Annotated in this window: 13 protein-coding genes; 5 read left to right on the top strand and 8 right to left on the bottom strand. The window is 65.4% G+C overall.

Going from position 1 to position 12261, the window contains the following annotated elements; genetic code table 11:
* Positions 1 to 28: 28 nt before the first annotated feature.
* Positions 29 to 739 carry a pyrimidine 5'-nucleotidase gene (locus JN280_RS38495; protein WP_202309394.1) on the bottom strand — a complete coding sequence of 237 codons (711 nt, stop codon included), beginning with the start codon at positions 737 to 739 and terminating at the stop codon, positions 29 to 31.
* Between the two features lie 201 nt (positions 740 to 940).
* On the opposite strand from JN280_RS38495, the gene JN280_RS38490 reads away from it, so the two are divergent.
* A complete protein-coding gene (locus JN280_RS38490) occupies positions 941 to 1699 on the top strand; it encodes a GGDEF domain-containing protein (RefSeq protein ID WP_202309393.1) in 759 nt (252 codons plus the stop codon).
* Positions 1700 to 1790: 91 nt separating this feature from the next.
* Here JN280_RS38490 and JN280_RS38485 read toward each other — a convergent pair whose 3' ends face one another.
* Positions 1791 to 3005: an FAD-dependent oxidoreductase gene (locus JN280_RS38485; RefSeq protein WP_202309392.1), complete on the bottom strand. Its 1215-nt coding sequence runs from the start codon at positions 3003 to 3005 to the stop codon at positions 1791 to 1793.
* A gap of 227 nt (positions 3006 to 3232) precedes the next feature.
* Here JN280_RS38485 and JN280_RS38480 point away from each other — a divergent pair, with 227 nt between their 5' ends.
* Positions 3233 to 3724: a MarR family winged helix-turn-helix transcriptional regulator gene (locus tag JN280_RS38480; protein WP_202309391.1), complete on the top strand. Its 492-nt coding sequence runs from the start codon at positions 3233 to 3235 to the stop codon at positions 3722 to 3724.
* Positions 3725 to 3745: 21 nt separating this feature from the next.
* On the opposite strand, the gene JN280_RS38475 is transcribed toward JN280_RS38480, so the two are convergent.
* From JN280_RS38475 to JN280_RS38450, 6 genes are all read right to left on the bottom strand, one after another.
* Positions 3746 to 4126, bottom strand: a complete 381-nt coding sequence (locus JN280_RS38475; RefSeq protein WP_202309390.1) for a VOC family protein — start codon at positions 4124 to 4126, stop codon at positions 3746 to 3748.
* 164 nt (positions 4127 to 4290) lie between these two features.
* Positions 4291 to 5187 carry an acetylglutamate kinase gene (gene argB, locus JN280_RS38470; RefSeq protein WP_202309389.1) on the bottom strand — a complete coding sequence of 299 codons (897 nt, stop codon included), beginning with the start codon at positions 5185 to 5187 and terminating at the stop codon, positions 4291 to 4293.
* Between the two features lie 85 nt (positions 5188 to 5272).
* On the bottom strand, positions 5273 to 6769 hold the full coding sequence (locus JN280_RS38465; protein ID WP_202309388.1) for an amidase: 1497 nt from the start codon (positions 6767 to 6769) through the stop codon (positions 5273 to 5275).
* A 75-nt stretch (positions 6770 to 6844) separates the two neighbouring features.
* Entirely contained in the window at positions 6845 to 7672 is an 828-nt protein-coding gene (locus tag JN280_RS38460; RefSeq protein WP_202309387.1) for a carbohydrate ABC transporter permease, read from the bottom strand.
* Entirely contained in the window at positions 7669 to 8547 is an 879-nt protein-coding gene (locus JN280_RS38455; protein ID WP_202315319.1) for a carbohydrate ABC transporter permease, read from the bottom strand. Before JN280_RS38455 ends, JN280_RS38460 begins: the two co-directional genes overlap by 4 nt.
* Positions 8548 to 8625: 78 nt before the next feature.
* Positions 8626 to 9891 carry an ABC transporter substrate-binding protein gene (locus JN280_RS38450; protein WP_202309386.1) on the bottom strand — a complete coding sequence of 422 codons (1266 nt, stop codon included), beginning with the start codon at positions 9889 to 9891 and terminating at the stop codon, positions 8626 to 8628.
* 148 nt (positions 9892 to 10039) lie between these two features.
* Between JN280_RS38450 and JN280_RS38445 the strand changes: the two genes are divergently transcribed.
* The 3 genes from JN280_RS38445 (at position 10040) to JN280_RS38435 (ending at position 12091) form a co-directional block, all read left to right on the top strand.
* Positions 10040 to 10579, top strand: coding sequence for a sigma-70 family RNA polymerase sigma factor (locus JN280_RS38445; protein WP_202309385.1), 540 nt, complete (start codon positions 10040 to 10042; stop codon positions 10577 to 10579).
* Positions 10576 to 11331 (top strand): anti-sigma factor, encoded by a 756-nt coding sequence (locus tag JN280_RS38440; RefSeq protein WP_202309384.1) that lies wholly within the window; start codon positions 10576 to 10578, stop codon positions 11329 to 11331. The genes JN280_RS38445 and JN280_RS38440 overlap by 4 nt, the downstream gene beginning before the upstream one ends.
* Positions 11332 to 11530: 199 nt before the next feature.
* Positions 11531 to 12091, top strand: a complete 561-nt coding sequence (locus JN280_RS38435; protein WP_202309383.1) for a fasciclin domain-containing protein — start codon at positions 11531 to 11533, stop codon at positions 12089 to 12091.
* Positions 12092 to 12261: the final 170 nt, after the last annotated feature.

Raw genomic sequence — 12261 nt, 5'->3', positions numbered from 1 at the left:
GGCGCCCCCGATCCGCCAGCGGGCCCGATCAGTCGGCGCGCGACGCGATAAGGGCGTCCAGGAAGGTGGTGATGTCGTCGGTGACGAAGTCGACGTCGTCGTCGAAGGCAGGGTCCCGTTCCCATATCTCCGAGAAGGTCGGCTCGAAATTGCGGGGAACGACCAGAACGGTCGTCATGCCGAGCGCCTTCGGCACGGTCAGGTTGCGAGCGAGATCCTCGAACATCACCGCATTCGGCCCCATGACGTGGTGCAGGGCGATGAACTTGTCATAGGTCGAGCGCGCCGGCTTCGGGGTCAGGCCCGCGGCGACGATGTCGAAGATGTCGTCGAAATGGTCGAGGATGCCGAGCTGACGGGCCGTGCGTTCGGCATGGCCGCGATCGCCATTGGTGAAGATGAATTTGCGGCCCGGCAGTGACCTGATAGCTTGCCCGAGCGCCGGATTCGGCACCAGCCACGAATAGTCGATGTCGTGGACTTTCTCCAGGAAGTCGTCCGGGTCTATGGCGTGGCGCTCCATCAGGCCGTTCAGCGTCGTGCCGTACTCCAGATAGAGCTGCTTCTGCAGCTTGCGGGCGTCTTCTCGCGAGAGCTTGAGCAGCTCGGCGACATAGGCCGTCATCTTCACGTCGATCTGCGAGAACAGGTTCGAGTGATGCGGGTAGAGCGTGTTGTCGAGGTCGAACACCCAGTCGGTGACGTGGGAGAAGCGGGCGGGATCGGGAAGTTCGGTCATGGGTCTCTTATGCCACGAAACGGGCGGGAAGGAAGCCTTCAGTCGGTTGCTGTACCCGATCGACAGAATCGGGCCCCGACCGCGAGGGAGGCTCCCCGCGCGGGACTGAAATTCGGCCGACGGTTCAAATTTTACGGGTCGGGGAAAGACCGCCTTCAACGCCCGGATGCAATGGTCGCGCCGGCAATGGAGGGCGGCGGGATGAACGGCATCGCTTTGAGATCGGGTTGCGTTGCTCTTTGCTCCGCGCTGGCGTCCTTCGCCATCGTGTGGGTCGTGCTGTCGGTGCGCGGCGGCACGATGGACGGCAATGCGCTGCTTATGGGCCTGCTCTGTCCGATCCTCATCGCTTGGCCCGCCAGCGCCTATACCTTGTCGCAGCAGCAGAGGCTGAAGGTCGCGCATCGCGAGCTTGCGCGCGCCCATGCCCAGCTCGCGGCGGCGCACAGGCGCCTCGCGGAAAAGGCGAACCGCGACGAGATGACGGGGATGCTGAAGCGCGAGGCTTTCTTCGGGACCATCGACGCCTCGCGACGGCGCATCGATCGGGGCGCATTGCTGATCATCGACGCCGACCATTTCAAGAAGATCAACGATACCCACGGCCACCTCGCAGGCGACGAGGCCCTGCTGGCCATCTGCGGCGCGATCCGCCAGGGCGTGCGGGAAAGCGACGTGCTTGGCCGGATCGGCGGCGAGGAGTTCGGAGCCCTGCTTGTCGGCGCCACCGCCGTCGATGCCCGCCGTGTCGCCGAGCGCATCCGCAAGGAGGTCGAAGCGCTGCGCTTCAGCCCGACCGACGGCGAACCGATCCCGCTGACGGTGAGCATCGGCGGCATATTATGCGGCCGCGACGCGAGTGTCTCCGAACTCATGAGGGCAGCCGACCGACGCCTCTACGAAGCAAAGAACTGCGGGCGCAACCGCGCGGTGACCGAGCCCATGCCAGCGGCCGCCTGAGACCGGCAGTCAATGCACGCCGGCGACGACCATCACGGCGCTGGCCGTCAGGCTGGGCGACCATCTCGCACGGGTCGTCGGCAGTTGAACCTCACCGCGGCTTCACGAGCGGGTCGAGGTCGGCCCGGTAGAGCGTCACGTCCCGCTGCCGGCGGGCCATGACCGGAATGACCAAGGGCAGGATCAGGTCGCGCAGGAAGAGTGCCAGCCGCCCCTGCACCCGTTTTTGCGATCCTCGGCGGCGGCTCATCCTGACGATGCGCTCGACGCGGTCACGACGGAGCCCTTGATAGGCGGCGAAAGCCTCGGCCGGAGCGGGGTGCGCGCCCAGACAGGCGGCGAGTACAACCGCGTCCTCGATCGCCATCGAGGCGCCTTGCCCGGCATGCGGCGAGACCGCATGGGCGGCGTCCCCCAGGAGCACGACGCGGTCGTCGTACCAGCACGGCAGATGCGCCATGTCGAAGACCGGATAAGCGCGCGGCAGCTGGCTGATGCCGGCGGCTATGTCGCACACGGGTGCCGGATCGGTCGCGTGAAGTTCGCGCGGGAGGGCGGCGAGCATCGTCGGGTCGGGCCGGGCGACCGCCGTCTCCTCGTCCAGCGCGAAGGAATCAAACCAGAAGACGGGGCCGTCCCCCTCCTTGATGTAGCCGAAGAACGCATGCTCGCCGAAGACCATGCGCATGAAGCCGTTAGTCGGCGCAACTGACGGAAGGTCCAGGAAACCGCCGGTCCCGGTAAGGCCGGTATAGACGGGGTCCGGGGCGCCCGGGAAAGCAAGGCGGCGGGTGCGCGACCATACCCCGTCGCAGCCGGCGATCCACTCTGTCGCCCTCGTTGCGCCATTGGCGAAGCGCAGCGTCACGCCGTCGCCGTCGCGCTCGAGCCCGGACAACACATGGCCGAACCGGATGCGGGCACCTGCTCGCTTGGCCTCGCCAAGCAGCACGTCCAGCAGATCGCAACGCTTGAGCGTAACGCTGGCCGCTCCCGCCCGTCGCTGGTCCTCGCGCTCGTCGAGCCGTGCGATGCGTTTGCCGGCGGCGTTGAGGATCTCGAAGCCGATCGTGGGGATGCCGCGACTGAAGATACGCTCGGCCAGGCCGAGCGCCCGCAACGCGTTGATGCCGTTCGGAGCCAGGGTGAGGAAGGCGCCGTCGCCGATCGCCTCTTCGCCGCGGGCCTCGAAAATCTCCACGGTCCAGCCGGTCTGCAGCAGGCGTATTGCCAGTGCCAGACCGGATACGCCGGCGCCGATGATTGCAACCTGACGTCCGGCCTCAGCCGTGCCGGCGCCGGTCATGGATGGGCTCCCAATATCGCGATGTGCAGGAGAAGCGCCACGATGCCGAGGATACACAGCGCCGCGCGGCCGCAGGGCGAGGTCCTCCCAACCCGAGATGTATTGCTCCTGCCTCGCGAGGGTCGCGCGGCTGTGTGGTTGCATCATCCTTCTCCCGGACTTGCGCACGCCGACGCCAACGTTCATATTGATGCGGCGGATGAAAATTACGTTAGATTGATATTTAGATGGTCGAACTAAATTCGTCAAGCCCGGATCGGGACGATCTCGTCGCGGCCATCGGCGAGGCGGTCATGCGCTGGCAGGACGCCACGCAAGCCTATGACGACGCGGTAGGGGAAAGTCTGCAGCTCAACGCGGCCGAGCGCCGCTGCCTGTCGTTCCTCTACGGCGGTGCGCAACCGGCGGGCGCGATCGCCGGGGCGACCGGGCTGACGCCGGCCGCCGTCACCGCCCTCATCGACCGGCTTGAGGCGCGGGGCCTGCTCCGGCGGACCCGCAGCGCGAAAGACAGGCGCAAGGTCATGGTGGAAACCACCGGCGCCATGGAGGAGATCGCCGCGCGCTACTACCGGCCGATTGGCGACGCCGGTGCGCGTTTCCTGCAGGGATTCACGAGCGAGGAACTGGCCACGATACTGCGTTTCCTGCAGGGCGCGACCGAACTGCAGCAGAAATACAGGGCGTTGACTACAACCGACGAGCGACCGGCCACGTAGCCGACAGTGCTCCCCGAGCAGTCACGCGCGCGGCGTCGGCTCGAACAGTTCGATCGGATTTCCGGATGGATCGTCGACCAGTATCTGCTTGCCGCCGCGGCCGAGCACGATCTCGCCGCGAAAGCTGCAGCCTGCATGCTTGAGCCTCTTCGCCGTCGCGGCGAGATCGTCGACTTCGATCTGGATGCGGTTCCAGCCGCCGGGCGCGGGCTCGCCGCCGGCTATCGCCTGACCGGCTCCGCCTGAACCCGGCTCGTTGAGGAGCAGGCGAATGCCGTCCCTGGAGAGTGCGGCAAAACCGGGCGCCGGCTGCATCTCCACCTGGAAACCGAGCATCTCTTCATAGAATGTGACCGCTTTCTGCACGTCGGTCACGATGTAGCGTATATTGATCCGACCCATGGCACTTCGCTCCCGAGCAGACCCGCCGCGTCATGACCTGCAGCAAAGCAGGTCCGCACCGCGCGTTCAACCCTCACTTTGTCCGGTCGGGCGACATGTCGAGGCTTTCGCGCGCGTCCGACTGGACGCTCGGCGCTCCAGGGTCCTGAAGACCGGATCCATCGTCAGGGGACGATCAGCGTGCCGGCGCCGTGCTCGGTGAAAAGCTCGAGCAGGACCGAATGAGGCGTCTTGCCGTTGAGGATGACGACGCCTTCGACCCCGCGGTCGATCGCCTCGATGCAGGTCTCGACCTTGGGGATCATGCCGCCCGAAATGGTGCCGTCCCTGATGAGGGTCTTGGCCTCGGCGACGGTCAGTTCGTCGATCAGCTTCTTGTCCTTGTCGAGCACGCCGGGCACGTCGGTCAGGAAGAGCAGGCGCGAGGCGCCGAGCGCCCCGGCAATCGCGCCGGCAAAGGTGTCGGCGTTGATGTTGTAGGTGTGACCGTCGCGGCCGGGAGCGACAGGCGCGATCACCGGGATCATCTCCGAGCGCGCAAGCAGGTCGAGCAGCGTGCGATCGACCTCGACCGGTTCGCCGACGAAGCCCAGGTCGAGCACGCGCTCGATATTGCTGTCGGGATCGATCATTGTCTTCTTGGCCTTCTCGGCGAAGACCATGTTGCCGTCCTTGCCGCAGAGCCCGATCGCCCATTCGCCTTCGGCGTTGATGAGGGCCACGATCTCCTTGTTGATCGAGCCGGCCAGCACCATTTCGACGATCTCGACCGTCTTCCGGTCGGTGACGCGCAGGCCGCCTTCGAACTTCGATTCGATGCCCATCTTGGTGAGCATGGCGCCGATCTGCGGTCCGCCGCCATGCACCACGATCGGGTTGACGCCCGATTGCTTCAGGAGGGCGATGTCGCGGGCGAAGGCCTTGCCGAGCGCGATGTCGCCCATGGCGTGGCCGCCATATTTCACCACGACGGTCTTGTTCTCATAGCGCTGCATATAGGGCAGCGCGGCGGAAAGCAGGCGCGCCTGCGCCGCGGCGGTCTCGGCAGTGTCCGTCGTCATGAAGGGCCTCACGGGGAAATCGGGTCGCTGGCGTCTTAGCGGGAAACGCGATGGCGGGCAACGCTACGGAGGGCTGAGCCGCGTCTCACTCCGGCTTCATCAGCGGCGCCCGTCGCTTCGTCCAGCCCGACAGCTTCTCCATCTGCGCGGCGAGGGACAAAAGTGTCTCCTCGTCGCCTGGCCGGCCGGCCGCCTGGATGCCGAGCGGCAGGCCGGCGGCGGTGACATGGACCGGCATGGCGATCGAGGGCTGGCCGGAGACGTTCTGGATCGAGGGCCAATGCGTGAACCACAGGCTCTGGTCCAGCAACTGGCCGAAAAAGGTGCGTAACTTGAGCATCCGGGTGAGGCGGAGCCTGTCGAGCATGTTCTCGGTGAACGCGTCGGAACCCTTGGCGTCCATCGCTCCGCAAGGCAGCGGCGGATGTGCGATGATCGGCATCAGCACGGCGTCATAGGAAGCGGTTTCGATGATCAGCTTGCGGGACGCGGCATGCAGCCGCTCCAGCGTCTCATAGACCTCGCCGGCGGACATGAGCTCGCCGAAGCGGGCGAGCACCCGCGTCGCGCGCTCGACCTCGCCGAGGACCGGGCGGCCGACGCGAAGCGCCTCCATGCGCATGGTGCCGGCCACGGCCGAGCAGACCGACATGGCGAAGTCGGCCATGAAGTCGCGGCCGATCATCGGCAGGTCGATCTCCTCGACGTCGTGGCCGCCCTCGCGGGCGAGCGCCACCGCCGTGTCGAGCGCGGCCAGCGTTTCGGCGGAAATCTCCAGTCCGAGCGGGGAGCGCCGATAGACCGCGAGCCTCAGGCGTCCGGGCTCGCGCGCCGCGGCGTCGCTGAAAGTGCCTTTCGGGGGACGTGCCGCATAGGGCGCCAGCGGATCCGGCCCGTGGGTGAGATCGAGCAGGGCGGCGCTGTCGCGGACCGACCGGGTGACGGCGTGGTCGACGACGAAGCCGTACCAGGATTCGGAGACCAGCGGCGACAGCGGCACGCGCCCGCGCGACGTCTTGAGCCCGACCAGCCCGGAACAGGCCGACGGCACGCGGATCGAGCCGCCGCCGTCGGAGGCATGGGCGACCGGCACGACGCCGGCTGCCACAAGCGCGGCCGCGCCGCCCGACGAGCCTCCGGTCGTGTGGCCGGTGTTCCACGGGTTGCGGGTGATGCCGAAAGCCGCTGATTCCGTCATCAGGCGCAGGCCGTGCTCCGGCGTGGTGCTGGTGGCGATCGGGATCAGCCCTGCGGCGAGGTACCGCTCGGTGAGCACGGAATCGAAATCCGGCACGAAGGCCGGAATGCAACTGCCGCCATGGGTCGGCACGCCCTTCTGGGCGATGCCCAGATCCTTGATGGCGAAGGGCACGCCGGCAAGCGGTGCGCCGCGGTCGACCGTCTTCGCCCTTTCCCGCGCTCGCTCAAAGGTCTCTTCCGCGATGGCGTTTATCTCGGGATTGACACGCTCGGCCCTGGCGATGGCTGCATCGACAAGCTCGATCGGCGAAACTTCGCCCCTACGGACGAGATCGGCCAGCGTCGTCGCATCCTCTTCCCACAGCAGCCTTTCGATCGACATGGTCCGATACCCCCCGCCACACGGGAAAGGCTATCGGGCGGCGGCGGCTTTGGCAACGAGACCTGCGCGCCGGCATCAGCCCTTGACGCCGCCGGCAACCAGCCCCGAAACGATCCTGCGCTGGAAGACGAGCACGAGCGCGATCAGCGGCGCGGTGACGATGACCGAAGCGGCCATGATGTTGCCCCACGGGATCTCGAATGCCGTGGCCCCGGACAGGAACGCGATCGCCACGGGGACGGTGCGGCGCGCATCCGTCGAGATGAAGCTCAATGCGAATAGAAATTCGTTCCAGGCCGCGATGAAGGCAAGCAGGCCCGTCGCTGCCATCGCGGGCCGCATTAGAGGCAGGAAGATGCGCAGCACGATGGTGAGCGGCGAAGCGCCGTCCATGATCGCCGCCTCTTCGATCTCGACGGGTAGCTCGCGCATGAAGGCCGTCAGGACCCAGACCGTGAACGGAAGCGTGAAGATCATATAGGCGAGCACCAGCGACCACAGCGAATTATAGAGGCCGAGCGCGCGCACAGCCTCGAACAGCCCCGCCAGCACTGCGATCTGCGGAAACATCGATACGGACAGGATCGTCATGAGCAGGAGAGTGCGGCCCCGGAAACGGATGCGCGCCAGCGCATAGGCGGCCGTGACGGCAACGGCCAGCGACAAGATGACGACCATGCCGGAGACCAGGATCGAATTCAGCACGTTGCGGGCGAATGGCCCCTGCGTCATTACCGAGAGGTAGTTGCCGAGGGAGAATGTCACCGGCCAGTAGTCGACGTCGAAGATCGCGGCGCCTGATTTGAACGACGTGATCACTGCATAATAGAACGGAAATACGGCCTGCAGCACGATGACGCCGACAAGGAGATAGAAGCCGGCCGTCCTGGCGATCCCGCTCATGCCCATCGCTCCTCGCCGAGCCGCAGCCGGCTCGCCGTGATGGTGACGGCCGTGACGAGCGCGATCACGAGGAAAAGCAACGTCGAGGCGGCCGAGCCATAGGCGAATTTGTCGAATGCGAAGAGATTTTCCTGCGCAAACACCGACATGGATTTGGTGCTTTCGTTGTTAGGCGTGAGCACGTAGATCACGTCGAACACCCGCAGCGCATCGAGGGTTCGAAAAATGATCGCCACCACGAGCGCGGGACGGATGAGAGGCAGGGTGATCCTAAAGAACACGGTGGTGGGACGCGCCCCGTCGAGGCGGGCCGCGTCATAGATGTCCGCCGGCAGCATCTGCAACGCGGCGAGGATGAGAAGCGCCATGAAGGGCGTGGATTTCCAGATGTCGACGACGAGCACGGCCATCAGTGCGGTGTCCGGCGAGGCGGTCCAGGCGACCGGCCGGTCGATAAGCGAAAGCCGAAGCAGGAGATCGTTGATCATACCGAACTGGTCGTTCATCATCCAGGCCCATATCCGGGCCGAGACGATCGTCGGTATGGCCCATGGGATGAGGACGGCCGCGCGCACAAGGCCGCGCCCCCTGAATTCGGCGTTCAGCACGAGTGCGATGATCGTTCCGAAGACGGTCTCGAAGAAAACCGAGATCGCGGCGAAGCGGATGGTGTTCCACACTGCCGTCCACCAGACGGGGTCGGCCAGCAGGCCGGAACGGAAGGCTCTTCCGCTGGACAGCGTGACGACGTCGTAATAGTTGCGAAAGCCGATCCATGCCGCCTGGTCGAGGCTGCCGAGCGAAGCATCGGTGAAGCTGAAATAGATGGTTCGGCCAAGCGGCCAGGCGGCCACGGCGGCGAGCACCAACAGCATCGGTGCCACGAAAAGCCATGCGGTGGCGATCCGCCTGCGCTCGCGGCGCGATGTCAGGAGAGCAGTCCGCACGCCGCCCTACCAGGAACTGCCGCCTTGCAGCCGGGTGAGTTGAACCTCCAGCAGTTCAAGATTGTCCGCGGCGGTTCCCTTGCCGGCGAGCGTATTGTGGACGGCGGTCCAGACCTGCGAGGAAAATTCGTTGTATTTGGCCTTGACCACAGCCGAGGGGCGCGGCACCGCATTCTCCAGAACCGCCTTCCACTGCGGGATGATCGGCTGGCGGCTTGCGATATCAGGGTCGTCGTAGAGCGCCGGCCGCGTCGGCAGCCGCGAACTCAGCAGCGCCCGCTGCTTCTGTGCCTGTTCCGAGGTGAGGAATTCGACCAGTTCGATGGCGGCGTCCTGATGCTGCGAATAACGCGACACGCCGAGGTTCCAGCCGCCCAGGGTGGCGGCCGAACGGCCTCCCTCTCCGGCCGGCAGTGTCGTCACCGCGAACTTGCCCTTCACGGTGGAATCGTCGCGGTTGCTCAAGGCGTAGGCATAGGGCCAATTGCGCATGAACACCGCATTGCCCGTCTGCCAGACGCCGCGGGACTCCTCCTCCTGATAGGACAGGACCCCCTCCGGCGCGATCGTTCCGATCCACGAGTGCGCAGTCTCCAGGGCCTTGATCGCGTGCTCGTTAAAGACGGAAATGCTTCCGTCCTCCTCGACGAACTCACCTCCGCCATGCGAGGCGATCCATTCGAGCGCATTGCATGTGAGGCCCTCATAGGCTGCGCCCTGGAACACAAATCCCCACAGCCGGCGGTCTCCCGCCGCGCGTTCCGCCTCGACGATCCTTGAGGCAACGGCTCCCAGTTCCTCCCATGTGGCGGGTACCTTTTCGCCATGCTTCTCGAGGAGATCCCGGCGGTAATAGAGCGCCGGCGCATCCGCGAACATCGGCAGCGCGATGAGCTTGCCGTCCACTGTCTGGGATCGGATGATCGCGTCGAAATGCTGGCTGGCGGCATCCGGCACGTGAGGCGACAGATCGACGAAGTGCTGGGCGAGTTGCGGTGCCCAGACGACGTCGATCTGATAGACGTCGATATCCGGGCTTCCGGCGGCCATCCAAAGGCGGAACTGCGTGAACTGTTCGCTGGATGACGGCGGCGTGGTCACCACCCTCACTATATGGCCGCTTTTTTGCTCGAATCCCTTGAGTTGTGCCTGCAATTGGCCGAGGTCGTCGCCGACCGATCCGGTGACGATCGAGATCTCGGCGGCATCGGCCGGGCCGAAGCAGATCGCGGCGACCGAAACAAGGCCGATCAACTGGTTGCGCAAGGACATCCTCTCTCCCTTTCCTGCAATTTCCGCTGTAGCCGCCACACGGCACTAGGCCATCTAGTGCAGCCGGAGCGGATGGCCACACGGTGTTTACCCGGCGAGGGTTATGTTCTCGATTGAAAATATACGGCAAAGCCGTAATTTGGTGTCGATGGCCCCACAAGACGTCACAAAGCTGATCGTCAGGATCTCGATGAAGGATCGGGCCGCCTTCGACGCGCTTTACCGACAGACCAGTGCGAAACTCTTTGGCGTGTGCCTGCGTGTCTTGAACGACCGTGCCGAGGCGGAGGAGGCGCTGCAGGAAGTCTATGTCAAGATCTGGATGAAGGCGGACCGCTTCGCCGTTTCGGATTTGAGTCCGATCTCCTGGCTGGTTGCGGTGGCACGCAACCATGCAATCGATCGTATCCGGGCCAGAAAGCAGCCGGCGAGCGTTATCGATGCGGCCCTCGATGTCGCCGACCCGGCTCCCGGACCGGAGGCGAAGACGATCGCGGGTGACGAGAGCAGGCGCATCCATGACTGCCTCGACGAACTCGAGCAGGATCGGGCCGCGGCCGTGCGCGGTGCCTATCTGAAGGGAGAGAGTTATGCCGAGCTCGCCGAACGCCACGGCGTGCCGCTGAACACGATGCGAACCTGGCTGCGGCGCAGCCTGATGAAACTGAGGGAATGCCTCGAGCGATGACGCTTGTGGAGGAAAACGGACCGGAGCGCGGAGGCGACGAGATCCTCGCCGCCGAGTATGTTCTGGGCGTCCTGCCCGAGGACGAGCGACAGATCGTGTCGGCACGCATCGACAACGAGCCCGACTTCGCGCGCCTCGTCGACGGCTGGGAGGTCCAGTTCGCTCCGCTCGCGGCCGCCTATCCGGAGACGGAGCCGCCTGCCGCCCTCAAGGCGGCCATCGACCGGCGATTGTTCCAGGACGCGGTTCCGGCACGCGCCGAAGAACCGGAGGCCGCCGCAGAAGAGGCACCGGACCGGCCGGGTGGCCTGTGGTCGAGCCTCGCCTTCTGGCGCGTACTTGCGGCGGCGGCCGTCGCAGCGCTCGCGATCTACCTCGCGGTCCCCTATGTTCGCCCGCCGGCCGAGGCGCCGTCGTCGCTTCTGGCCGCCACGCTCTCCGCCGATGGCAGCGACGTGCGGTATCTCGCCGTCTACGATGCCGGGCGTGGCGACATCGGCCTGTCGCAGCTCTCGGGCGAGCGTGCGCCAGGCAAGGACTTCGAGCTGTGGATGATCGAAGGCAGCAACGCGCCGGTGTCGATCGGGGTCATCCCCGCCGCGGCGACAGCGCGCCTGGCCGTCGCCGAACCGGCTCGCGCCAGGCTGGCCGCAGGCGCAATCCTGGCCGTCAGCGCCGAGCCGGCCGGCGGTTCGCCGACCGGGCAGCCGACCGGCCCGGTTGTCGCAGCGGGAGACCTTAGGCAGATGTGACGATTTGTCGGCTCTCTGCTGGCAAGATTTGGTAGATTTCAGAGAAGTATCTGATGCCTCTTTGTGGGGTATTTTTTGATTTTCTTAGAATTGGTATTCAATATAGACAATTGAGTATTATTATGAAACTTGCTGTCCGTGCGATCCGTATCTCCTGACGTGTACCCCGATGGGTGCTTCCATGAAGGAGAACATGACAATGAACCGCCTTATTGCCTCCGTCCTCTTCGGTGCCGCTATCTTCTCGGCTGGGGCCTCGGTCGCCTATGCGGCGAATCCGCAGGTCGGCGGCGCGCCGATGTATGCCAGCAAGAACATCGTCGAGAACGCCGTCAACTCGAAGGACCACACGACCCTTGTCGCCGCGGTGAAGGCCGCGGGACTAGTCGAGACGCTGCAGGGCGCCGGCCCCTTCACGGTTCTTGCCCCGACCGACGCGGCATTCGACGCTTTGCCCAAGGGCACAGTGGAAGCCTTGCTGAAACCCGAGAACAAGGATCAGCTGGTGAAGATCCTGACCTGCCACGTGGTGCCGGCCAAGGCCTTCGCCAAGGATATCGTCAGCATGGTCGATGCCGACAAGGGCGCCCATCCGGTCAAGACGGTCGGCGGCTGCGTCTGGACCGCGAAACACGACGGCGGCGGCAGGATCATGATCACGGACGAGAACGGCAACATGGCCGACATCACGATCGCCGACGTCGAGCAGTCGAACGGCGTCATCCATGTGATCGACAGGGTGTTGCTGCCGAAGATGTAAGCCGGGTCTGGGGCGGCGACTGCGAACCGATCACACGGCAAGACTCCGCCCCGCAGCTTCGGCGGCCGGGGCGGAGTTCGGGTTCTCGCGATGAACCTCGAACGTGGGCCGGTCTTCGGGCACGTGGCGAAATCAGGACGTTCGCAGAATCTGCCTCTGGATCGTTCCGC

This window comes from Mesorhizobium sp. L-8-10 (genome assembly GCF_016756635.1).
GTDB lineage: Bacteria > Pseudomonadota > Alphaproteobacteria > Rhizobiales > Rhizobiaceae.
Note: the sequence above shows the minus strand (reverse complement) of the source record. Positions and strands in the feature narration are given on the sequence as shown.

Bases quoted from the DNA above. Each gene is read 5' to 3' on its own strand.
- JN280_RS38495 (WP_202309394.1), bottom strand. From the start codon at position 739: ATGACCGAACTTCCCGATCCCGCCCGCTTCTCCCACGTCACCGACTGG.
- JN280_RS38490 (WP_202309393.1), top strand. From the start codon at position 941: ATGAACGGCATCGCTTTGAGATCGGGTTGCGTTGCTCTTTGCTCCGCG.
- JN280_RS38485 (WP_202309392.1), bottom strand. From the start codon at position 3,005: ATGACCGGCGCCGGCACGGCTGAGGCCGGACGTCAGGTTGCAATCATC.
- JN280_RS38480 (WP_202309391.1), top strand. From the start codon at position 3,233: ATGGTCGAACTAAATTCGTCAAGCCCGGATCGGGACGATCTCGTCGCG.
- JN280_RS38475 (WP_202309390.1), bottom strand. From the start codon at position 4,126: ATGGGTCGGATCAATATACGCTACATCGTGACCGACGTGCAGAAAGCG.
- argB (WP_202309389.1), bottom strand. From the start codon at position 5,187: ATGACGACGGACACTGCCGAGACCGCCGCGGCGCAGGCGCGCCTGCTT.
- JN280_RS38465 (WP_202309388.1), bottom strand. From the start codon at position 6,769: ATGTCGATCGAAAGGCTGCTGTGGGAAGAGGATGCGACGACGCTGGCC.
- JN280_RS38460 (WP_202309387.1), bottom strand. From the start codon at position 7,672: ATGAGCGGGATCGCCAGGACGGCCGGCTTCTATCTCCTTGTCGGCGTC.
- JN280_RS38455 (WP_202315319.1), bottom strand. From the start codon at position 8,547: ATGCTGTTGGTGCTCGCCGCCGTGGCCGCCTGGCCGCTTGGCCGAACC.
- JN280_RS38450 (WP_202309386.1), bottom strand. From the start codon at position 9,891: ATGTCCTTGCGCAACCAGTTGATCGGCCTTGTTTCGGTCGCCGCGATC.
- JN280_RS38445 (WP_202309385.1), top strand. From the start codon at position 10,040: ATGGCCCCACAAGACGTCACAAAGCTGATCGTCAGGATCTCGATGAAG.
- JN280_RS38440 (WP_202309384.1), top strand. From the start codon at position 10,576: ATGACGCTTGTGGAGGAAAACGGACCGGAGCGCGGAGGCGACGAGATC.
- JN280_RS38435 (WP_202309383.1), top strand. From the start codon at position 11,531: ATGAACCGCCTTATTGCCTCCGTCCTCTTCGGTGCCGCTATCTTCTCG.